Source organism: Aerosakkonema funiforme FACHB-1375, from assembly GCF_014696265.1.
Lineage (GTDB): Bacteria > Cyanobacteriota > Cyanobacteriia > Cyanobacteriales > Aerosakkonemataceae > Aerosakkonema > Aerosakkonema funiforme_A.
The window spans coordinates 1-23,873 of record NZ_JACJPW010000021.1; the positions used below are offsets into that span (position 1 = coordinate 1).

The 23,873-nt window shown below is 45.6% G+C and carries 15 protein-coding genes, 1 tRNA gene and 1 pseudogene; 8 read left to right on the plus strand and 9 right to left on the minus strand.

From position 1 onward, the window contains the following. The first annotated feature begins 110 nt into the window (after positions 1 to 110). Positions 111 to 1,013 (plus strand): alpha/beta fold hydrolase, encoded by a 903-nt coding sequence (locus H6G03_RS10240; protein WP_190464273.1) that lies wholly within the window; start codon positions 111 to 113, stop codon positions 1,011 to 1,013. 97 nt (positions 1,014 to 1,110) lie between these two features. Here the strand turns inward: H6G03_RS10240 and H6G03_RS10245 are convergent, their stop codons facing one another. From H6G03_RS10245 to H6G03_RS10270, 6 genes are all read right to left on the minus strand, one after another. Further along, positions 1,111 to 3,891: a CHAT domain-containing protein gene (locus H6G03_RS10245; RefSeq protein WP_190464274.1), complete on the minus strand. Its 2,781-nt coding sequence runs from the start codon at positions 3,889 to 3,891 to the stop codon at positions 1,111 to 1,113. 72 nt (positions 3,892 to 3,963) lie between these two features. Continuing rightward, on the minus strand, positions 3,964 to 6,690 hold the full coding sequence (locus H6G03_RS10250) for a beta strand repeat-containing protein (protein ID WP_190464275.1): 2,727 nt from the start codon (positions 6,688 to 6,690) through the stop codon (positions 3,964 to 3,966). Positions 6,691 to 6,798: 108 nt separating this feature from the next. Further along, positions 6,799 to 6,999, minus strand: coding sequence for a hypothetical protein (locus tag H6G03_RS10255; protein WP_190464276.1), 201 nt, complete (start codon positions 6,997 to 6,999; stop codon positions 6,799 to 6,801). Between the two features lie 400 nt (positions 7,000 to 7,399). Beyond that, entirely contained in the window at positions 7,400 to 8,215 is an 816-nt protein-coding gene (locus tag H6G03_RS10260; RefSeq protein ID WP_190464277.1) for a DUF928 domain-containing protein, read from the minus strand. 140 nt (positions 8,216 to 8,355) lie between these two features. Then, the gene (locus tag H6G03_RS10265; protein ID WP_190464278.1) at positions 8,356 to 10,296 is read right to left on the minus strand and encodes a CHASE2 domain-containing protein; all 1,941 of its coding nucleotides are present in this window, start codon (positions 10,294 to 10,296) and stop codon (positions 8,356 to 8,358) included. A gap of 73 nt (positions 10,297 to 10,369) precedes the next feature. Continuing rightward, the gene (locus tag H6G03_RS10270; protein WP_190464279.1) at positions 10,370 to 13,309 is read right to left on the minus strand and encodes a CBS domain-containing protein; all 2,940 of its coding nucleotides are present in this window, start codon (positions 13,307 to 13,309) and stop codon (positions 10,370 to 10,372) included. A 506-nt stretch (positions 13,310 to 13,815) separates the two neighbouring features. On the opposite strand from H6G03_RS10270, the gene psbZ reads away from it, so the two are divergent. From psbZ to H6G03_RS10295, 5 genes are all read left to right on the plus strand, one after another. Continuing rightward, positions 13,816 to 14,004: a photosystem II reaction center protein PsbZ gene (psbZ, locus tag H6G03_RS10275; RefSeq protein ID WP_190464334.1), complete on the plus strand. Its 189-nt coding sequence runs from the start codon at positions 13,816 to 13,818 to the stop codon at positions 14,002 to 14,004. Positions 14,005 to 14,188: 184 nt separating this feature from the next. Then, complete coding sequence (gene ribH / locus H6G03_RS10280; protein WP_190464280.1) at positions 14,189 to 14,737, plus strand: 6,7-dimethyl-8-ribityllumazine synthase; 549 nt, start codon at positions 14,189 to 14,191, stop codon at positions 14,735 to 14,737. 103 nt (positions 14,738 to 14,840) lie between these two features. After that, a tRNA-Gly gene (locus H6G03_RS10285) sits at positions 14,841 to 14,912 on the plus strand. Between the two features lie 524 nt (positions 14,913 to 15,436). Then, complete coding sequence (locus tag H6G03_RS10290) at positions 15,437 to 15,844, plus strand: hypothetical protein (RefSeq protein ID WP_190464281.1); 408 nt, start codon at positions 15,437 to 15,439, stop codon at positions 15,842 to 15,844. A 4-nt stretch (positions 15,845 to 15,848) separates the two neighbouring features. Beyond that, positions 15,849 to 17,114 (plus strand): glutamate-5-semialdehyde dehydrogenase, encoded by a 1,266-nt coding sequence (locus H6G03_RS10295; protein WP_190464282.1) that lies wholly within the window; start codon positions 15,849 to 15,851, stop codon positions 17,112 to 17,114. A 163-nt stretch (positions 17,115 to 17,277) separates the two neighbouring features. Here H6G03_RS10295 and H6G03_RS10300 read toward each other — a convergent pair whose 3' ends face one another. Beyond that, entirely contained in the window at positions 17,278 to 18,090 is an 813-nt protein-coding gene (locus H6G03_RS10300; RefSeq protein ID WP_190464335.1) for an acyl-CoA desaturase, read from the minus strand. 565 nt (positions 18,091 to 18,655) lie between these two features. On the opposite strand from H6G03_RS10300, the gene H6G03_RS10305 reads away from it, so the two are divergent. Further along, the gene (locus tag H6G03_RS10305) at positions 18,656 to 19,885 is read left to right on the plus strand and encodes a methionine gamma-lyase family protein (protein WP_190464283.1); all 1,230 of its coding nucleotides are present in this window, start codon (positions 18,656 to 18,658) and stop codon (positions 19,883 to 19,885) included. Positions 19,886 to 19,995: 110 nt separating this feature from the next. After that, positions 19,996 to 20,388, plus strand: a pseudogene (locus H6G03_RS10310) (zinc ribbon domain-containing protein); the annotation flags it as partial. 50 nt (positions 20,389 to 20,438) lie between these two features. On the opposite strand, the gene H6G03_RS10315 reads toward H6G03_RS10310, so the two are convergent. Both H6G03_RS10315 and H6G03_RS10320 read right to left on the minus strand, forming a co-directional pair. Next, complete coding sequence (locus H6G03_RS10315) at positions 20,439 to 21,023, minus strand: single-stranded DNA-binding protein (RefSeq protein ID WP_190464284.1); 585 nt, start codon at positions 21,021 to 21,023, stop codon at positions 20,439 to 20,441. Between the two features lie 153 nt (positions 21,024 to 21,176). Then, complete coding sequence (locus H6G03_RS10320; RefSeq protein ID WP_190464285.1) at positions 21,177 to 23,723, minus strand: mannose-1-phosphate guanyltransferase; 2,547 nt, start codon at positions 23,721 to 23,723, stop codon at positions 21,177 to 21,179. Positions 23,724 to 23,873: the final 150 nt, after the last annotated feature.

Consider the following 23,873-nt stretch of genomic DNA (forward strand, 5'->3'; position numbering starts at 1 on the left):
CCCCACTCCCCCACTCCCCCACTCTCCCACTCCTCCACTGACAACTGACAATTGTTTTGGCACAAAGGAAAAATTAAAATAGTTTACGAAACTTAGTACTTACGGGGAAAATGTCGGCAACCCTCGTCTCCTCAGCAACTTCCATACCCGGTGCATACTGGTCGTGGCGAGAGCAACCCATCTACTATGTGCGAGCTGGACAACAACACTCGGAACGTCCGCCACTGCTGTTAATTCATGGATTTGGTGGTTCCACAGATCACTGGCGCAAAAATATCGCTGGGTTGTGCAAAGATTATGAAGTTTGGGCGATCGACTTGTTGGGATTTGGGCGATCGGCTAAACCAAACTGGCAATATAGCGGCGATTTGTGGCGCGATCAACTACATGATTTCATCACCGAAGCGATCGGTCAACCAGCTGTATTGGCAGGAAACTCTCTGGGAGGCTATGCCGGTTTGTGCGTAGCGGCGCAATGTCCCGACTCTGCCAAAGGACTGATTTTGATCAACAGTGCTGGGCCATTTACCGAGATCGAACCTCAGCCCCAACCCGATCTTGTCAGAAAGATTTGGGGTGAGATTATGCTATCTATTCTCCGCCAACCTTGGGCTAATTACTTGCTGTTTCAGTACCTGCGACAACGTTCTGTAATTCGTAAAACTTTGGAAAAACTTTATCTTGACCAAAGTGCAGTTACCGACGATCTGGTAGAAGATATTTATCGTCCTTCTTGCGATCCCGGTGCCCCCCAAGTTTTTGCCTCTGTGTTCAGTACCCCTCAAGGCGAAAAAGTGGATGTTTTGTTGAAACAATTAATTTGTCCGCTGTTGTTAATTTGGGGAGAAGCAGACCCCTGGATGAATGTAAAAGAACGGGGAGTAAAGTTTCGTAAATTTTATCCCGAACTAACAGAATACTATCTGCGAGCGGGGCATTGTCCTCATGACGAAGTACCGGAACAGGTGAATACTTTGATTTCTGAATGGGTGTTGGGGAATTGCAAATTTTAAATTTCAGATTGCAAATTGAAAATAATTTTTTTATTTTCATTTGCAATCTTCTTTCTTCCCCTAACCCCTAGCCCCTAACCCCTAGCCCCTAGAAAAATTATCGCCAATTGCCTACCAAAACGTAGGGAGCCCAAAAATAAGGAAATTTGTATCGCTTTGACTGCAAAAGCTGTACCTGAGCTTGTCTGAGTGCTTCAGCTTTTGTTATGCCAGACTTGGCTAACTCGTTGTAAAATTTCACCATCAAAGCTGCTGTTGAATCATCGCTGACTCGCCATAAAGTTGCTAGAGTGCTGCGTGCGCCTGCTTTTACCGCCACTCCCGCTAATCCCAAAGCGGCGCGATTATCACCATCTGCGGTTTCGCAAGCGCTAAATACAAGCAGTTCGATCGGACGAGAAAATTTTTGTTGTTTCCGGCGCAGTAAAATATCTAAATCTTTGACATTAATTTTATCATTCCAAGTCAGGATAAAAGTTTTTTCGGCTTGGGAACTAAACTGACCGTGAGTGGCAATATGCACGATGGGGAAAGGAAGAACATTAAGCGCTTGTTGTAAATTGTTATCGGTAAATTCTTTATCTAACAAAACCTGACTGTTTACCTGTGATTTGATTTGTTCTAATTCCGGTCTTACGTTAGGAAGGGCGGGAAATCCTTGGCGTGCTTCCGATAAACCGGCTGTCAGCACTCTAAATTGCTCTCTTCTCAGAGGTTGAGGCGCGAGTAGCTGTAATCCTGGGGTAAGAGCAATGCTATATTTTTCGATTAAATACTGCTTCCCATCGTGCAAAGCAGCCATTGGTATATTTCGCAACAAACCATCTGGTACAAACACTAAAGTTTGCACTTTGTTTTTCTCTAATTCTGCTTCTGCCGGTCTGATAATCCAGTCATATACTTGTTGTGAAAGACGCAAAACCTGCTCATTGTTAGCTGCAATCCTACCTATGTCTTGTTGCAGTTCGTCGAGAATACTTGCGATTTCGCTCTCTGGTTTGAGGGTAGTATATAAGCGTAAACCTGATTCTGGCAATGCGAAGATAACGGCTAATTTATCTTTCAAAATAATCGGATAAATAACGGCGGCAGAGGTATCAACTCGATCGATTTGTACAGGTTTGGCATTGATGCAAGCTTCTTGAAAGAAGTTGTCTAATTCTGCTAGTTGGAGAGCTTCGATCGCATAACGCGCTTGGCGTAATTTATCTTGACGTTGTTCGCTTTTTGTGCTTACTAATAAATCGACAAATTCGCGATAAACAGGTTCTACGCTATCTCTGAAAGAAAACTGGATATCTGAATTATCGGCATTAATGGCAACTAAGTCACTGCGTAGGGATTCGAGGGTTTCAACTGCTACATTGTAAGCTGCGATCGCACCTTTTTCATCCCCTTGAGTTTTGAGCAATCTTCCTAACTGCCATTGCCAGCGATAATAAACATCGGCAGCGTTAATTGCTTGTGCCAAAACAAGTGCTTGTTGAGTGAGATTTTCGGCTTCCTTAGCTTGGTGAGCTAGTTCGTACAATGCTCCCAAGTTACCGAGAGCAAAAGATTCAGCGCGTGTATCTTTTATACTTCTGGCTTCTTGAACTGCTTTAGCTAATATTTGAGCGATTTCTTGGTTATTAGCAAGCGGTAATTGCAATGTTTGTTGCAGATCGCGATTATTAATTTCCGACTCGCCATTTCCCAATTTAGCTAAACTTTGAGCAAAATTAATGCGAGCAAATACAGATCTGCGACTGACAGGTAATTGTTCTAGATGAATTTGCGAGCGCAAATTTTCCGCTTCGCTAAATTGTCTTTCTTCAACCAGTAAGCTAAGTTGATTCACTTGTGCTTGCACGCGCATTATTGGAGAATTCGATGTTTCCGCTGCTTGTTGATACGCGCTGATAGCAGCTTGTACTTCAGTTTTTGCAGATGCTGTATTCTCTAAATATTTTGCTCTATTTGCCAAAGCTCTGTTGGTGTTTCCCAAACTGAATTGAGCCGCGCTAATTGCTGCTGGAGATCGCAACTCTTGGGCTACGATCAAGCTTTCTTGCAACAATTGGCGCGATTTTTCCAATTCGCCGATCGCACGCAATGAATTAGCTAAACTACGCAAACCTGTTGCTTTCACCAAAGAATTTGGTTGAGTTTGCAGAGATACTTCTACTTCTTCTAGAATTTTGCGAGCGCGGCGGTAAAGACCCAAATTTTGCAGTGCTTGGGCTTCATTTATTTGACAGCCAATCGCACCTTCTTTATCTCCGATTTGGGAATATGTTGTCGCTGCTTGTTGCCAAGTTTTTAAAGCAGCTTCCGATTCTCCCAAAGCAAGTTGTAAATGACCTTGGGCATTTAAAGCTTGAGCCAGAATAATTCCCGATTCGCTATTGTTATTTGAATTGCGAATGAGGGAGAGAGAAGATGCGATCGCATCTTGAGCTTCTGCCAATTTTCCTAATTGTTGATAAGCTAAAGACAAATGGCTTAAAGCTTGAGCTTCACCGAGTCGATCGCCAGAAGCTTTAAATGCAGCAGCAGCTTGTTGCCAGACTTCTGCCGCTTGAGAAAATTGTTCGGCTTGGAAAAATTTTATCCCCTGTTCCAATAATTGTTGCGAATTGGGTATCGGCGATTGGGAATTAGGGATTGGTTCTTTGCCATTTGCGATTCCCCATATCCCATTTCCCGTGAGTGCGATCGAAACGCCAGCACCCACAAGCGCGGCTAAAAATGCCAGTGCAAATCGGATTAGCCACTTTTTAGTTTGTCGTCGATATTGGTATAGATTAAAACGATGGATATGGGATTGTGATAAAAATGCGATATCCCATCCGGTACCCTGCGGGAACGCCTTTCTCAACAATTGTCTAATAGACATTAGAGACCTCCGATTCTGCCCGCCAGGGAATTGATTCCCCAGCGAGCGAACACATTAGTAAAAAATCTCAAATTAAGGCGCATAACATTGCTGTTGTGAAAATCCAGAACTGTGAGGTGTCGTATTTGGTACTTGCGCTACCAGTTCCACCTCTCCTTTTGAATTAAGTATCCATCCTTGCACTTCCACAATTTGATAATTGGAGACTTTTGACTGGGAACGGCTGCTTCTCTCCCCCACTCTCCTGCTCTCCTGTTCTCTTCCTCTTGCTCTCACATCCATCCAAGTAGCTTCATCCGCGAGAGCATCTGTTGGACTTGGCGGTATCCCACCTCTACCGGTAACGGTGAAAGAACTCTCCTTGCTGCGGCTACAAACAGAAGCAACAAGAGAGGTGGCATCAACCACATTATCCGGTAAAGGGAGCAATCCCGAACTGGGGTCAACGTCGGGGGTGTTGATTGTAATAGTACCGCTTAACGAAGGATTTGCACCTGTAGCGGTGATGTCGCTACTTGGCAGTTGTGCCGGATCTAAATTATCGGTATTTAGTAAGCTTTCCAGTTCTTCCCGCGTGCGCTGTTGTGCGCCAAAGATGCTGCGAGCGTTGATAGTAACTGTACCGCCTTGAGATTCTGTGGAATTGGCGCTGATATCGCTATTTTCTAAAGCAGCTAAAACACCATTGTTGATGTTAAGGGAAATATTACCGCCCGTAGCTGTGCCCGTAGCGTTAGTAGTGATGGTGCTACCTCGACGCATTATTAAGGATTGGGAATTCAATCTAATATTGCCAAACGCCCCTCCAGCACTTTCCGCTTCCAGAGAGCCTTTATTATCCAAAAAAACAGCATCAGCCACGACTTCTAAGTTACCAGCATTTCCCGTTCCTGTGCTACTCACATTAACTAGAGCGCCATCTCGGACAGTCAACTGTCCAGTATTAATTATTAAATTTCCCGCATCTGCAATATCGGTGGAGCGAGCAGACAAACGACTGGGAAAATTTGGATCTACTGCCGTTCCTATTACTTCTACTGACTTGGAAGCATTTATTGTTAAAGTTCCTCCTGGTTTAAACCCCAACGTAGCAGTTGATATTTGCGCCCCATCTCGGACAATTAATCGCCCGGTTTCTACAGTTAAATTACCTCCACTACCATTAGCACCTCTCTGGACTGAGGTTACTAAAGCACTGCGAAATCGCTGATTATTAAATGCTATAACAGTACCGCTCAATTCTACTGAATCTGAGGCTTTTACTGCTAAATTTCCTCCACTCCCAGCATCAAAGGTTGCAGTCGATACTTGCGCTCCATCTGTGACGATTAAACTTCCCGTTTCCACGGTTAAATTTCCCCCAGCGCCTTGAGCGCCTGGGTTAACTTGAGTAAATAACCCACTATTAAACTTTCTATCCGCTGAAATACCAGTTAATTCTATTAACTCGGAAGCTTCCACCGTCAATCTTCCCGCAGAGCCAAAGCCAAACGTAGCACTTGAAACTTGCGCTCCTTCTTTGACAATTAAGCGTCCCGTTTCCACAGTGAGATTGCCCCCAGCACCCGTCCCGTCCTTCGCGACAGTGGTAGATAACCTACTCAACAAGGGAACTTTACTAGCCGAATTCCCACTCAATTCTACTGAATCAGAGGCTTTCACTGCTAAGTTTCCTGCTGCGCCAGCGCCTGCGGTGAGAGTTAATACCTGGGCTCCATTGCTAACAATTAACTGCTTAGTTTCCAAAGAAACGTTTCCACCAGCACCAGTAGCTTCAGGATCGACCGTAGCTGCTATGGCGGAGGGTATACCATCTGAGGAAGTGCCAATTAATTCAATTGATTGGCTAGTATTGACACTCAAGCTACCTCCTGCTTGAGCACCCAAAGTACTAGCTTCTATTTGGGAACCATCTTTCAGAGTTAACCGCCTAGCCCAAACTTGGATATCACCACCGCCTGCGCCAGTAGCATTAATAGCTGCCTGCTGGAATAATTCAATATCTCCAAAAGTGGAAACACCGTCATAGCCCAAGGCTATACCTTTGTTTAGAGGGCTGAGGTTAACAAAGCTGTTAGGGCCTACACTGCCTAATTCAATTCTTCCGCCTGGTGTCTTCAGAGTTCCACCCTCAAAAGCTATATTACCACCTACTAAAGCTAAGGTTTGATTTAGATCGACTTGCAGAGCTGTAGTGGCATCTATAATTTCGTTAGTTTGGCTCCTATTTTGTCGATTTCCCTTTACGACAAGTCCTCCTGGGTTGCTTCCAAATTGCAAACCTGTAGGTACACTTACCGTTAGTAGGGTTGGAGTTTGGTTGGCGTTAGCAACACCAAAAAAGCTGCCATCAGCAAATTTCACGCTACTGGCTGTACTTGCCAAAAATGAGCCGCCGATCTCTAGCCTCGCATTGGGGCCAAAGATAATTCCATTGGGGTTAATTAGATAAAAGTTAATTATGCCGTTAGCTTGGATGATACCATTAATATTAGATAAAGACCCTCCCGTTACTCTAGTAAAGATGTTTTGAATATCGGGAGAGTTGTTGAAGTATACGCTGTTGTTATTGGGAACAGAAAACAACACAAAGCTGTGGAACAAATTTTTACCTGCTTGCGTACCACCAGTAATAACATTGACTCCCTCCTGGGGGTTGACGACAGAAGCATTGGGTAAGGTTGTGTCCGGAATGATTTGAGCTAGAGCTACTTGTTGCCAAAAAAATTTTGGGGAGTTAACCAAACAGGAAATAATAATAGCTCTAGCGCCCCAGAGAAAGTGATTGTACAGTTTCATCAAAACTTTAACTCTTCACCTTAACTTAAAAGATAGACCACTTTATTTCCCCCAAAACCTTTGCATCTCTTCTTGGGGTGGTGCGCCTGCGGCGCACCCCTTGAACGGTTACCCTTCTGGTGTAGGACAACTCACATCACACCACGATAATGTTGTTATATAACAAAGGCCATACCCTGCTTCTACTCCTCCTGCTACAACTTCCAACTCTTCTTCAGACAATTCATAGTCCTCAGCTTCTTCTGACCACCATTGGTTAAACCCTTCTCTAAAGATAAGCTTAAGTTCATCAAGATTTTTTTGAGGCATAAGACAACTTCTCCCTTTTGTATTAAATTTACACAAACACTGAATCTGGCTTGAAACTTACACAGGGGTGGATTTTGGCATAGTTTGCACTAGAAATAGTTTTTTCAAAGTACAAATTAGTTCCTCAAGCTAGCCCTATGGCTGGCAATCTCAAGTAAATATACCCAGTGTTAATTTCTCGCCTGTATAATCTAAATTATAATGGCTCTCCCGGATGTTTGGTGGAAAAAGTAGCGTCTTATACTTTTTTGTCGGGCACATAAGGCTGAAAACCTCGATTCAGCTAGATGATAAACTTGTGTTATCACCACAAGTACGGGAGAGCCATAATCACTTTGACATAATTACCTAATCAACATCAAAACTGTATTATTTTTCAGTTTGAAGAAACTATACCGTTTTAGTTGAGTGGGATAATTGGAAAATCTCCTAACTCTTTCAGTCCGGCAGATTCTAATAGTTTTTTCCACTCTTGCGCTAATGCTGTATCGTTAGGATCGTCACGGCGCAGTTCGGCTAAGGTTGCCAGGGCATCGTACCAAACGCCATTTTGGGCGTACAATTGCGATCGCTCTTTTTCCCCGACTCCCTCTAGTTCGTTTGCCAAGTTAGGCCGCAAAGAGTTTAGTTCCACGCGCCGAATCCACCCGTCTACTGTACTGCTCTGACGCCGATTTTTGTCACTGCAAAAAATCGAAAAATACCAATGATAATTTTGGTTTTTTTCTAACTTTACAGCGTTTTTCGGTACGCTAAAGCTGACTATTCCTGCTGCACCGGAAATGGTAAAAGTTGTGCGATAAACATCTTTTCCATCTTCATCCTGCAAGGCAAATTCTGCCATACGTGCGGAAGTTTGGGGCACATATACAAACATTTGTGGATTTTCTGCTGTCGTTAACGCCCAGTTATCATCTTTATTCAAACTGGGAATCAAAGCCGTTAGTAATATGCTTGTACTTTGTTCATCTCTGGAACAACTTCCCGAACGAGTCGCTCCCGATGCAGTTTCTGGAGGTACGCCTAAATTTTTTGGCGGTACGTATTGTGCTATCTCAAAATTGGAGGCTGGAAAATTTTCGGATGAAATGAAATCCCTTTCAACTTTGTTTGTCAAAGATAATACCTGGTGTGGCAAGAGGACGATCGCGCACAAATCCAGACTTAGAGCTACAGTAAATATTGCTTTGCTTGAGATAGAAATCTGTCTGCTCATATGTATCTACTTATTTAGAAACCATCGCTGTTTGGATTACTTCTAATACCGCCGAACCTTTTATGATAGCGGTTCCCTGGATTAATTTTTCATTTCGCCATAGCAAATCTTTGTTAAAATTATTAACAAAGCAACTGGTTTCATTCAACCAAAACTTGATAAACCTTCACAGGATGTTCGCGTCCCTTGAGCAAAACGCTGCCGACAAGTTTGGTGAGAAACTTGTCTTGATTATACACATAAGTGTCTTCGCTAATCAAAATTCGGCAGCTACCTCCATCAAGGGTCTTATCATAACTTTCCAGCCGCGAGGCAATATTAACTGTGTCTCCGATCACAGTATAATCCTGTCTGCGATCGCTTCCTAAGCTGCCGGCCACAACTACACCAGTAGCAATGCCTACTCGCATACATACAGTAGGTAGACCCTGACTCTGCCACCGCCTGTTCAGCGATTTTAATACCTCTGCCATTGCGACAGCACAACTGACTGCTTTTTGGGCGTCTAAAGCGATTTTTTCAGGAGTTGTAGATGGGATCGGAACGCCAAAAACTGCCATAATTGCATCGCCGATAAATTTGTCAATTACGCCGTCGCGATCGAGAACAACTTGCGTCATTACTTTCATATAATCATTGAGCCAAGACATCAGTATTTTTGGCTCCATATTTTCGGCAATGCTGCTAAAACCTTTTAAGTCGGTGAATAAGACAGTTGCCATCATTTCTTGGGCTTGTAATTCTCCCTCTTCTAAAAATTTAGATCGATCGCGCCAGATAGCCTCTGCTATTTTTGGCGTTACATTGCGCTCAAAAAGCTTCATCAAAGCTTGACGTTCTTCCCTTTCTAAATTGGCGATGTGAATAGCCATCGCCATCTGAGAAACAGATAAAGCTAGTAGCGAAGGAACTACTGGAATCCACCAACCGATCGAAAATGCTAGGTAAGAACCAATAATTAAAATTCCTCCGGCAATTGCAATTGTGAATATTATCCAATAAGCTGAATAAACTCGGTATTTTGTACTAAAATATCTCCCCCACAAAGCCAAACTTACACCAATTACCGACCACCCAAAAATCCACAACCACTCTAAAGGTTCAGACCAAACTTGAATCAAAGGTCGTCCATCAAGTGCAGCTGCAATCATTTGGGAGATCGAGTTGGCATGAATTTCTACTCCAGAAGTACGTTTGGGAAAACTCGAAATAATAGTATCATCGTAAGGAGTCTGGAAATAATCTTGCAAACTAGCGGCATTTGAACCAATTAACACAATGCGATCGCGCATCAAATTGGCTGGAATTCTATTTTCCAAAACATCCATCATCGTGACGATTTGGAAAGTTTCTCGCGGCCCTCTAAAATTCATCAGCACCTGATATCCGCTTGCCGAAGTACGCACATAGCCTCCATCATTCGGCTGAAAACGAATAAATACCGCCTTACCCAATTGTAAATATTCAGGATTTACTGCCGCATTTTTCGGAATAATTCCCTTACTTTGCAGATAAATAAAAGCGAGCTTCAGAGGTAAACTGGGGACAACTTCACCGTTATTATTTCCTATATATAGGAAACCCCGACGAACTTTGCCATCTGCATCTATCACTAGATCGCTAGCACCAACTTGTCCTTTATTAGCCAGTATTGATGATGGATTAACTGCAAAACCATTTCGAGCGCCACTTACTTTTTTTACTCCTATCAAATTAGGAGTTGTCTGAAAAACTTGAACTAGCTTTTGATGACCTGGTTCTACTGGTAAATCGCGATAAACATCAAGACCGATCGCGCTTGGTTTTTGCTGTTTTATTTTCTCTATTAACTGAGCGATATCGCCATCGGGAATAGGCCATTTGCCAACTTTTCTAATATCCGATTCAGAAATCCCTACAATCAGAATACGCGAATCGGGAGATGACAACGGACGCAGAAGAAAAAAACGATCTAAGGCTGCCCATTCCAGAGATTGTAAAAATCCGGCTAGGCGCAGTGCAATTAATAGCGCGGCTACATTGGGGGCTATAATTAGTACGCCACCCCAATCTTTAACAAAGGTATTCAGCCTTTTCCACATAATTGATGTAAACAATTTTTAAGGTAGATAAATCACACATATTTGATGCACCATTTCGACATATAAAATGCAGCTAGTATTTGGTTTTACTAGCAAGGGGAAAATGTTCTGCCAAAAACGCTTCAGCAGCAGCGCGAATCTCCTGGGGAGATGCTTCGTTAACACAGACTACCCCATCCAGCGTTGCCGCTAACAAAACATCTAACATTTTGCTATATTGTGGCCCAGGTTTATATCCTAAAGCTTTCAGATCGTTGCCGTTTAGCGGTGCTTTGATATTTCTCCATTCTGTCAAATATCGCCAAATATTTCTACGCACAAATCTTGGGTTTTTCACAGCAACTAAAATTAAAGTAGGCAAATCGTAGCGGCGTAACAATTGCACTAATTTACTGATCTGTTCGCATTTGGGTAAATTTTCGACAACTTCAAATTGAGCCTTATCCAAATTTTGCAAACGAGCAATACTATCTGTAGGTAATTGGAGATTATTTGCCACCTTGCCGCGATATTCTGTCGCTAGATAAGCAATTAAAACTTCCAGTCGCATTTGCCAATGTTCTAAACTTTTTTGAGCATCGAACCGCCGCAAACAGCGAGCGAGCAAACGCACCTGCCACCACAAATTTTTATCCAACTCCAAGGTAGGATGGATACAGCGCAACGCACCTAAATCTGCCAGTAAATTTAAAGCAGCTTTCCAGTAAGGAGCTTGCAAAATATATTTCAATTCGCTTTTGAGGCGAGTTTCCAAGGCTGGGGCTCGACCATTTTTGCCCTGAACTTGTTCGTAGATACCGCTAGCGATCGCATGACGAATATATCTTTCTGTTTGCGGTTCAATTTCAAATCCCAAACGCACGGCAAATCGCACAGCCCGATAAATCCGCGTCGGATCTTCAATAAAACTATTAGCGTGCAAAACTCGAATTTGTTGAGATTGTAAATCCAATACTCCGCCAAAGAAATCTAGTAACTCACCCGCACGCGGTTCTGTTAACCTTACGGCCAAAGCATTGATAGTAAAATCGCGCCGATACAAGTCTTGTCGAATCGAACTCGCTTCCACTTCTGGATTAGCAGCCGGATAAGGATAAAATTCCGTTCTTGCCGTCGCAATATCAACCCAAAGAGAACCTAAATCTGGGTCATTGTGCCACAACAAAGCAGCTGTTTGAAATTGACCGTGAACTTCTAAACGAGCAGCCGGATAAACTTGCTGAAGCGCTTTAGCTAATTCTACACCAGCACCGACATCAGCCGATCGGTGAAAGCCGTCTACGACTAAATCTATATCTTCAAGCAGTACTTGTCCTTCATTATCAGCTAAAAGTAAATCCCGCACCGCACCACCAACTAAATAAAGATGCCAGCCTCGTGTTTCTGCCTCCTGAAATGCTTTTTGCAGTAATTGCCAAAGTGGAGAAGCGAGACGATCGCGAACAGAAGGCAGCAGGCAAAGTGCAAAAGACAAAAGCGAATCATCTTTCCATTCGTTTGACTTTTGACTGTTGAATTTTGCCTTTTCTTGGTGCAATTGCCGCAACACATCCGTGCGGGTCACAATTCCCACTAACTGCCCATTTTGTAAAACTGGCAATCTGCCGATATCGTAAGTCACCATCAGCGACTCAATTTCTGGCAATGGCGTATCGGGAGCGATCGTTTTTAGATTAGTAGTCATATAGCCTTTTACAGGCGCGTGACTGAAACCGTGATGCAGAGCAATATCGATATCTCGTCTCGAAATAATGCCAACCAATTCGTCTTGAGCATTTACCACAGATAAACCAGAATGTCCGTAACGCAGCAAGATTCGTTGCGCTTGTTCAATTGTGGTATCGGGGCGAATTGTCCGCACTGGGGATGACATCAATTCTCTTGCCGTAGGGGGATGGGGAATTTGATTTTCCAGCTGTTCCACCAGATGTTCTAATATTGCTTGCGAATCGACCGATCGCAAATTTGCAGACGCCGCCTGGGAATGACCCCCACCACCGATTTCTTGGAAAAGTTGGTTGAGGTCAGTGCCATAAATACGCGATCGACCAACGATCGTCAATCGATCGTCGGATTTTGGATTTTGGATTTTGGATTTTGGATTGGTAACTGGTGATTGGTCATTTGTGATTGCTATCTCACAATTCTCCCCATCTCCCCCGCTCCAGGTCTCCCCCACTTCCTTTTGCTGATATCTCGCAGCCAGCAGCAAAGCATCGCTTTCAGTTAGCTCGATCAGTTGGGATGCAAGACTGGATAACCCCGGCACAAAACCGGAAGTACTCAGCAAACACCAAGATATAGTGTGACCCCATTTGGTTATCCTCTGCATATTGTCCAGAGCAACTTTGAGCAGTTCTTGCAATTGGCGAGATAAACCTGGGTCAATATATTCGGCAATCACTTTCAGACTCGCCCCTTGGGCCATTAACCAAGCCAAAGCGGTGGCGTCTCTTGGCGTCGTATGCTCAAAAGTGAGCGATCCCGTATCTACATGAATACCCAACGCCATCACCGTCGCCTCAGCCGGTGTCAGTTCGATTTTGGATTTTGGCTCGTTCCCAGACGACTGCCTGGGAATGCCGATTTTGGATTGGGAAGATTCTTTACTCAGTCCCCAATCGCTTTTTTGTAGCTGTTCGACTACCAGGGTAGTAGTGGCTCCGACTGGCTCAAGATAAATTTGGGTAGCTGGAATGTCGCTATCTCGAGCTGGGTGATGGTCGTAGAGGACAATTTCATTCAAGTGGGGTAAGTCAAACCATTCAGCTGCTTTGCCGAGGCGATCGCGCTGTTGCGTATCGACTACAGTCAGAGAACGAATCTGTTTGGCATTAACCGATCGACGTTCGATCAAGGCAAACTCATCCCGGTGCAATGCCAAAAAATCCCGCACCGCTGGATGTGCGCCCCCAGGCAAAACAATTTTCGCCCCAGCTTTCAGGCGCGATAATCCTACAGCTGCCCCCAGAGCATCAAAATCTGCGGTTGTGTGACACAGTATCAGATCCATCTACCTTTACCACTCTTGCAAAATTTGCGATCGCTCTCTTCCCACACCCAATCAAACCTTCAATTCCATTACAGCTAACTATTGGGCGGTATTGCTAAAAATCTTTGCGGTTGTTTTGGCCTAACTAAAAACTGAAATCCACATTCTCTCCCGCTCCCCCGCTCTCCCCCTCTTTCGCCTGCGATCGAACTTCGCCAAGAATTAGTATTACTTTGGGCGCGATCGAGGTGGGCAGAGGCGTGTCGCTGTGCTGATAAAATGCCTTAAGACGGTAGACCGTGTTAGAAGTCCGTTAGGCTGTTAGTGGTCGGGGTACGGTCAATTACCCCCTTCGCACCTCCGTTCTCCGAACAAGAGCTAGACACGGCTAGAAAATTGGCAGGGTAAGCGATCGGATATTGTATCCTTAGCAATTGACGCTAAATAACGCTTGTATAACTAAAAATCCCCCTACTAAAAAAGGTGGGAATGTCGCTCGGTCTGTTGCTGTATTGGGAGAACCGCAAATGACAATTTTGTTTCAATTAGCCTTGTTTGCTCTAGTCGTCGTATCCTTTGCTATGGTGGTGGGCGTCCCCGTTGCTTACGCGACACCTCAGAATTGGGATCAATCCAAACGGCTTCTGTGGTTGGGTTCCGGCGTCTGGGTTGCTCTGGTGCTTATAGTGGGCGCATTGAGCTATTTTGTTGTTTGATCCGAGTTCATCAGTCATTAGTCGTTTGTCATTAGTCATCGGTTATCGGTCTCTCAGTTATGAGAAGCTAACCAATAACTTCTGACTTCTGACTTTTGAAAACTCACAAATGACCGATACCCAATGATTAATGACTGATGACTGATGACTCATAACAAACGATTAATGGCAAAGGACTATTGACATGGCAGTTTTCGAGGGAAATTTTACTCAGACAGAATCTCTGCGGTTTGCGATCGTCATCGGTCGATTCAACGACCTCGTGACGGGCAAACTTTTGGAGGGTTGTCAAGATTGTTTGAAACGCCACGGCGTCGATGTCAATCCTCACGGCACTCAGGTAGATTATGTTTGGGTACCGGGCAGTTTTGAAATACCTTTGGTGGCCCGCCAGATGGCAATTAGCCAGCGCTATGATGCCGTAATTTGCCTGGGTGCGGTAATCAAAGGCCAAACGCCTCATTTTGACTACGTGGCGGCGGAAGTATCCAAGGGAATTGCTGCGGCTGGGTTTCAAACCGGTGTTCCGGTAGTATTTGGCGTCTTGACCGCAGACACGATGCAGCAAGCTCTGGAAAGGGCCGGAATAAAGAGCAATAAAGGCTGGGATTATGGGATGAGCGCTCTGGAAATGGCGACTTTGATGCGTCAACTCAAGGGCAATCCAGATATTCAGCCCATACCTGCCTCCCTAAAAAGTGCTATTGCTCCCAGAGAGTCCGCCGAAGTATAGGTATCGGGTCTGAGATAGATCCAGAAATGGCTTGCCAAAAAAATTATCTTCCATAGTTGACATACAGGAGTTATTTTGACATACTAAAGAAAGTTGAGAGGTTGCGGGCATAGCTCAGTGGTAGAGCGTCACCTTGCCAAGGTGAATGTCGCGCGTTCGAATCGCGTTGCCCGCTTTAAAGTTAAAATAAACGCAAAAGCTAAGAGCTTGAACTTCGCCAGTTAACATTTCAGCAGTTTTTGCGAAGGAAAGAGGCCGAAATTGACAGTGTATTAGCGAAAAATTAGGCGATCGAACTGGTACTTCTAGGACGGCTTTCATTAATTTTGTGTTAATCTCAATGTCTAGCAGGATAGGGTATTCAACCTGGATAAAAACCCAGTCTCCTAGAGGCAACGCACCTTGAAAATTGAGGATAGAGGGTTCTAGCAGGAAATGCACTGTTAGGTAAAATCTTCATGCAGCAAGAACCAGAAAACCAAAATTTTTGAGGTTGAAACTGTAGGGTAGGGCATACCCAAACAGGCTTCTGAAATGGAGTAAACGCTTGGGGAGAGAACCATCTCTAGTGCAAAACAGGCAACTGGGTTGTATTGAGTGGACTCGTTGAACCAAGAATCCCCGCCCTCAAGCGCGAGGAGTGTCAATAAAATGTTTTAAATCCCCTTTGGATAAACTCGGTTTGCTTAAAGACCGCTTGTGCCATCCCCGAAAGCCCAAAAGATAGATTTGAATGCTGAATACCCTTGTCCCTGCGGACGAAAGGGTCGTTTAGTGCCGATCGTGCTGACGGAAGCCTTTGGCTGCAATCGCTGTCAGCAAATATTTGTCGTGGAAAAAAGCGAACAGGTAATTGAGCAACTATCGACAACGCATCCCTACAAGAAAGCTTGGCTGTGGACGGGTAGTCGATGGTACAGAGCCCATACTGGTTTGAAAGAACATTATTTGGCATCGGCTTTTGTGTTAGTTGTCCTGCTTCCGCTTATATGGGTGATAGGGGTTTGCAACATCCCAAACTTAGCTAACAGGCATTTGTGGGCAATAATACCCGTAGTGCTTGTGGAATTAATAGCGCTGATACAGTGGTTAGCTTACAGGCGTTAGCTTTATGACTGCTGAAACGTTCGATGCAGCACCCGATCTGATGGCGACAGTTAGCAGCGCCTGGAGAGCATCTTTCGACTTAGGTACAACCAAGGGAGTCGATCGCAGCCGCGCTGTTGTGGCAATGGCACAAGCGCTGAAACGTGCCTCAGACGAGATTCTAGAAGCAAATACCCTCGACCTTTTGGCGAGTCGGGAAATGGCGGTGCCAGAACTAATTTTGGATTGGCTGAAACTCACACCCGAACGTCTCCAGACGACGATCCAAATGCTACAGCGGTTAGGAGAATTGTCCGATCCGTTGCGGCGAGTGATGAGCGCTTCCTATCAGTTAGAACACTCCCAAACTTATTGCCAGCTCATGCCTTTGGGGCTAATTGCTTTAGTGTATGAGGCATTCCCGGAATTGGGGGCCCTAGCGGCGGGTTTGTGTATCAAAACCGGCAATGCCTTGATTCTGCGAGGGGGAACAGAGGCGAGTCACTCGAATGCGACGATCGCCCAAGCTTTGCAGTCAGCTTTGCAAGATGTTGGTATGCCGGCGGGATGTTTGGAATTGCTGCCATCGGATCTAGGTAGTTCGCTGCGGGATTTAATCACTCAAGACCGATATATAAATTTAGTCATACCATACGGTCGCCCCAGCCTTGTGCAGCAGGTAGTGCGGCAGTCAACTGCACCTGTTTTAAAAGCGGGGATGGGGAATTGTTATCTGTTTTGGTCGCCATCTGGTAGTTTGGAGTTGGCTCGTTGGATGATTTTAGATAGCCATCAAAGCGAACCCGACCCGGTTAACGCGATCGAAAAAGTTCTCATCCACAGCAATCAAAAGCCCTCTTCCTTGGTTACGCTTTGGAACAGCTTAAAGGAAAAGGGCTTTAAAATTCGAGGGGATGCCCAGTTAGTCAATGAATTTCCCGACTTGAAGCAAGTGAGCGAGTCGGAGTGGGGCGAACCTTACTTAACCAAGACCGTAGCTTTTAAAGTAGTCAATAGCCTGGAAGAGGCGATCGCTTGGATTAACCAATACAGCAGCGGTCATGCCGACTGCATAGTCACGGAATCTTACCAAGAAAGCCGTCAGTTTGCCTTGGGCGTCAATAGTGCCACTACATACATCAACGCGACTCCTCGCTTTTCGCGCAATCCCTCGCGAGGCGATAACATTTTTCTCGGTATGTCCAACCAAAAAGGACATCGGCGCGGCTTGATTAGTATGGAAACCTTAACAACTCTTAAGCACATTGTCCAAGGCAATGGCAGATTTTAGGTCAAAAAAAAGGGGCTAGGGGCTAGGGGTTAGGGCTTAGGGAAAGAGGGAAGAGAGCGGGGGAGCAGAAGAATTAATATTTTCTCTTTTCCCTTTTCCCTTCTTCCCGTAACCTCTAACCCCTAGCCCCTAACCCCTAGCCCCTAACCCCTAGCCCCTAAATCTACTTTTGTGCCAGTTTCACATTTGTGGCCAGACCAAGAGCTTGTAATAATTGAATCGTCATCCAGGTGAGGTCAATTTCCCACCAATGCAAACCGTGACGAGCCGAATATTGGAATGCGTGGTGATTGTTGTGCCAACCTTCACCGTAGACTAGCAAAGCAACCCACCAGCAGTTGGTAGAGCGATCGCCTGAATCATAGGTGCGATAGCCAAATTTATGGGTAGCGCTGTTAACTAGCCAAGTGCAGTGATACACAGCAACTAAACGCACAAAGATTCCCCACAACACAAAAGCCCAGCCGCCCAGCAAATAAAGCACTACGCCCAGGAGAACTTGGAGCGGGACAAAATACTTTTGTAAAAACTGATAAACTGGATCTTCTGCAATATCTTTGGTAAAGCGGGGAATTTCATCCCTAGACGGTAGCTCGTAAAGCATCCAACTCAGATGACTCCACAAAAAACCTTTGTTGGAATCGTGAGGATCGCCATCCTTATCTGAGTTCAAATGATGGAGGCGGTGCATACCCACCCAATCGATCGGCCCGCCTTGGCAGGCTAAGCTACCAAAGAATACCAGGATATATTCCAGCCACTTTGGCGTTTGAAAACTGCGGTGAGTGACCAGGCGATGAAATCCCAGGGTGATTCCCAAACCACCCGTAACCCAATGCAGAAAGACAGCCAAGCCTACCGCAGCCCAGCTAAAATTGCCCGGAAGGAAAGCAAAGATGGCTACGATGTGAATCGCAACCATAAACAAAATAACAGGCCAATCGAGGCGAAGTTTGGTTGAGGTGGCAAGCGTCATGCAGTAACCTTGATACGAATTGTGCAGCCCAATCTGCGTGACCCAAAAATCCGCATAATTATCTAGGACTTGTAGGGCGGCAATATTGTGATGCCGCTCTACGAGCCAACTATATCGTGAAAGAGGAATTGTTGACACTCTCCGGTCTAAAGACGCGGAAATTCTTCTTAAAGAAGGAGGTAACTAAAAAATGTTAGTCATTGCTCGTACCACAACTCCCAAAACCGTAGTTACTCGCATTTCGGTGTTGTGCGACAGGGGGTGTCAATTGCCTCTACTCCCTCCGGCTGGAAGTAACCATACCATTGGGTCTACTTGTTGTATGCTTATTGGTTCACTCGCACCGATTGTCTTTATTTGCAGAGCGTCGAAGTAGAGTGCTATGCACCGAGTTAGCCATTTCAAGTAACAGCCTTTTAACTACAACGTCCAACTGCGGGGAGTTTCACCCACCAATCAAGGTCTTTGTGGTTATACCAATAATAGCAATTGCGACTTTAGTCGCCGTGTCCTTTTTCCTCCTTGCTCTAAAGAGACAAGGTTTCCAAGCTCCCGTGAGGTACTTATGAACAGCTCTAAACAGCTGCTGGAAGCAGAACAAACACTATTTCCGATTTTTTCTGGTATTGACGCTCAGGTCAAGCAAAATCTCAAAAGAGTTTTGGAAGCCTTTCGCCGTCATCGAGTGGGAGCCCATCACTTTGCCGGAGTTTCCGGGTACGGTCACGACGACTTGGGGCGTCAGACAATGGATTTGGTATTTGCTGACGTCATGGGTGCTTCATCGGCGGCAGTGCGGGTGCAGTTTGTTTCTGGCACTCACGCGATCGCTTGCGCCTTGTTTGGCGTCCTGCGTCCCGGAGATGAAATGCTGGCGGTCGTCGGTTCCCCCTACGATACCCTGGAAGAAGTAATTGGGTTGCGGGGTCATGGTCAGGGTTCATTAATTGACTTTGGCATTAAATACCGAGAATTGCCTCTTACTAAGGCAGGAACTGTCGATTACGATGCCCTTTCGCAAGCAGTAGGAAACAATACTCGCTTGGTCTTCATTCAGCGTTCCTGCGGTTATTCGTGGCGTTCCAGCCTTTCTGTTGCCGATATCGAGAAAATTATCTACATCGTCAAGCAGCAAAATCCTGACACAGTTTGTTTTGTGGATAACTGCTACGGCGAATTTATCGAAGAAAAGGAACCCACCCACGTCGGTGCTGACCTCATCGCCGGGTCTTTAATTAAAAATCCCGGCGGTACGGTGGTGAGTGCTGGTGGGTACGTTGCCGGCAGAGAAGATTTAGTGGAAGCAGCCGCCTGTCGCCTCACAGCACCCGGAATTGGCAGTGCTGGCGGTGCTACTTTCGATCAAAATCGCCTGCTGTTTCAAGGGTTGTTTTTGGCCCCGCAGATAGTTGGGGAGGCGATGAAGGGCAATCACCTGACTGCGTATGTGTTTGACAAGTTGGGTTATCCGGTGAATCCTTTGCCGATGAGTCCCAGGCGAGATGTGATTCAAGCAATTAAGCTGGGTACGCCGGAGAAGCTGATCGCTTTTTGTCGAGTTGTTCAGCAGCATTCACCTATAGATTCCTACGTCGAACCGGTGCCTTGGGAAATGCCGGGATATGAAAGTAAAGTGGTGATGGCTGGCGGTACGTTTATCGAGGGCAGCACTTTGGAGTTTTCCGCCGATGGGCCGTTGCGGGAACCGTACATCGTCTATTGTCAGGGAGGAACGCATCGGGCTCATATTGCGATCGCACTGGAAGCTTTGATCGATGCGATCGGGCCTGCGTAGAGTATTGACATTTTCGCCAAATTATGTTTTTAAGCAAAAACCCGGTTTCTTCAAAAAACCCGGTTTTTGAAGCTTTTAAATCAGCTAGGCGAGGGAAATTTACTTAAGAAAGAACCAGCGCTAAAGGGATGTTTGGAAAAGATATGCTTGACGCTGCTTTTGGTCAATTCAGAAGCATTGTTAAGTATGTATGCTGGAAGCGTGGAAAGTGCTTCGGTGAAGTTGATGCTAGAGGAACTTCTCAGCAGTGTCCTGAATGTGGTTCTGAAGTCAAAAAAGACCTGTGTATTAGGATACACAACTGTCTTCATTGTGCATACAAAACTGATAGGGATGTAGCTAGTAGTCAAGTAATTAGAAACCGAGGAATTAAGTTAGTTAGTACCGTCGGACAGACGGGAATGGAAACTGCCTGTGCAGACGAACTACCGGGGACTGGGGTAACTCAGTCTAGACAAGTGTCGAAACCCCGTAAGGGAACAACCAGGAAAGCCAAGTCGTGAGTCTTGGAAGCCCACACTATAATCTTTGATTTAGTGTGGGAGGATGTCACTTAAAAAGGAATGTCATCAACATCAGGCTGATTTCCAGCTATTGATTGACTTTGGTATGACTGTTTTTTAGCAGTCGGTATTGGTTCATCTTCATCATCGTCTACTGAGGAAATATTAGCCATGTTGGCAGTGTGGGTAGAAACAGGAGGAACGGTTGCTGTTGCAGCGGTTGAACGATAAGATTCAGAACCGACATAATTTGTCGTGTTTCTTGATGTTGTAGATGGCGTGGAGACAGGCATCGCGCTTGTTGTTGCAGTTTGAAAACCGTCGTTGCTACCCAGATAGTGAATTTTTTGTGCTGTCAATTCGGCACGTTTTTCTTTGAAACCTTCCTGCCTTCGCTCGAAAGTTACGATGCTAAGACGACCTTCAATCACGATGCGATCGCCCCGGTGACAGCGTTGGTGAACTTCCTGTGCAACATTTCCCCGCCCTACCACTTTTATAGTGTAGGGCGGGTCTTCTTCCCGTTGGCCGGGAAATTGCACAAACATCTCAGCAACAGCGACTTGGGGGTCGCCCGGTGTATAGCGAAGTTGAGGTTCTTCAACGACCTCTGCCATCAAAATGCAGCTATTCATAATCAAATTGTCCTTTTTCAGTTACTAATCGGTCATCAGTCATCGATCGTCAGTCATCGCTCATTGGCAATTGCTATTGCTATTATTCATTATCGCTTATTTGTTAACTAATGACTTGTGAAACTCGTAAATTACTAATTGCTAATGATGCAATTATATATCTACAACAGCTTCCAATCCCTGCTGATCGTCAACAAAGTTTTGAACGCGGGCGCGGTATTCCCTCAAAGTTTCATCCACCCATTCGCGCTCGTTACTGTTGGCGAAAATATGCACCATAGGCTCCCCGGCATCTGGTAAAATTAACACCCAACTATCGTTAAATCGATGGCAAATCTTGACGCCATCGACTAACTCTAAGCTGTCAGTTGAATGGGTTTCCACCAAATGACGCATCAGGGCTCCTTTCACTGTCCAAGGGCAACGAACGGAGGTAGTTTTGTGTGCAACGCGGGGCATAGATTCGCGAATGGAGCCGAGACTTCGCTCCTGAATAGTCAGCATCTCGATCAGTTTAGCAATGCAGAACATAGCATCAAAACCCGGATGCAGTTGGGGGAAAATAAACCCCATTTCTCCCGAACCGCCCAAAACCACATTAGGATGATTCTGAGACGCTTCCATTAAAGCACTGGGATTAGCTTTGGTGCGAACTACTCTGCCATCGTGACGACGCGCAATTTGTTCTACAGCACTGGAAGCATGAACCGGTACCACTACCGTACTTCTGGGATTAGCAGTAAGCATCATATCCACCATTAAAGCGGTTAACATCTCGCCCCGAATTGGCATCCCAGATTCATCGACCAAAATCATTTGTTCCCCATTTGCAGATACCTGAACGCCAAAAGTAGCCTTGAGTGCTTCCACAACATGACCGAGTTGATGCAGTAAAGCTTCTCGTTCTGCTATGGATACGGCAGTTTGATTGAGACTGGCATTCAGAACTACAGCATCGCAGCCAAACTTTGCCAAAAGTTGCGGTAGCACAGCGCCAGAGACAGCATAAACATAATCAATTACGACTTTGGAATTGCTACAGCGAATTGCTTCTACATTAAGATGCTTCTCAAAGCTGGTACTGTAAATATCCATCACTTGGCTGGGATAAGCCATGTTACCGATTTCGTGAATTTGGGCTCGCCGCAAATCTTCTTTGAAATATGCCCCTTCTATTTTCTTCTCCTGAGCTTTGGAGATGTTGATGCCTTTGCCATCTAAAAATTCAATTAAAATATGATCGGCTCGGTCTGGGTGTATGCGGATATGAATACCACCGGCAACTGAGAGGGTAGGAATAAGCGTGCGAGCAATGGGAATCGATGTTGCTTCTAAGTTCTGAATGTTGACTCCCACGGACATCATACCGGCAATCATAGAACGGGAGACCATGCGGGAAATGCTGCGTTGATCGCGGGAAACAGCAACTTGAGAACCGGGTTTTAAAGTGGAGCCGTAAGCTGCTCCCAGTTTCACGGCAAATTCTGGGGTGATATCGATGTTAGCTAATCCAGAGACACCCCGTTGCCCGAATAAATTGCGGTGTGCTGTTTGACCCCAAATTAAATTGATGTTGAGGGTAGCGCCAGATTCAATTTGTTTGCTGGGCCAAACGCGGACGCCTGGGCTGATCAGGCTTTCTTCTCCTACAGTGGAAAGGGAACCGACTACGGCTGCTTCCAGGACGTGGGCGCGGCGGTCTACTCTGGTACCTCTGGCGATTACGCAGGCGCTGAGATGGGCTTCTTCGCCTACGATCGCTCCATTCCATATAATTGGGCGTTTGAGACTGGCGTCGGCACCGATCGTCACATTGTCACCTATGATGGTTCCAGCTTCAATTTGCACTCGCGGGCCAATGCGGCAGTTGTTACCGATCAGGACGGGGGCTTCTATTTCGGCGGAGGGGTCGATGTAGGTATTCTGGCCTACCCAAATTCGATTTCCTCTGGCTTTGGCAGATCTTTCTTCGTAGGCAAAGTCGAGTTTGACTTTGGAGTAAAGCCCATCGTATTGAGCTTCCCGATAGGCGTCGAGATGACCGACATCGCACCAATAGCCTTCGGCAATGTAGCCGTACATGGGGATGCCTTTGTTGAGGAGAAGGGGGAATAAATCTTTGGAAAAGTCGCTTTCTTGGCCGGCTGGTAGATAGTCTAGGACTTCTGGTTCTAGGATATAGGTGCCGGTGTTGACGGTATCGGAGAAGATTTCGCTTGTGGATGGTTTTTCTAAAAAACGGCTGATACGGTCTTCTTCGTCGGTGATGACCACACCAAATTCGATCGGATTGGGAACGCGGGTCAAAATTATCGTGGCTTTTGAGTGACGGCGTTTGTGAAAGTGAATGGCGGCTTTGAGGTCAAAGTCGGTGATGCTGTCGCCGCTGATCACTAAAAATGTTCTATCTAAAAGTTCGGCAATGTTTTTTACACAACCTGCTGTCCCCAACGGCTGGTCTTCTTCCACAGCATAGGTCATCTGGACGCCAAAGTCGCTGCCATCGTGGAAGTAGTCGCGGATAACGTCGGGTAAGTAGTGCAGGGTGGCAATCACTTCGGTGATGTGATGCCTTTTGAGTAAATTTATGATATGTTCTGCGATGGGTCGATTCAGGATCGGCACCATCGGTTTTGGCAGATCGCAAGTTAGCGGTCTCAGCCTAGTTCCAGATCCGCCAGCCATTAGCACTGCCCGCATAGTTCCTCCTGTTTCCACTTTTGCTTTGTCGTCTTGAATTCTTGGCGATCGGCTTGTCTACAGATCCCAGCCAGGGCTTAGCACTCCAGCTCCGGCGTCGTAAAAGGATGTCGCCCCTTTTTAATATTAAAGATTTGAATCGGCTAAGGT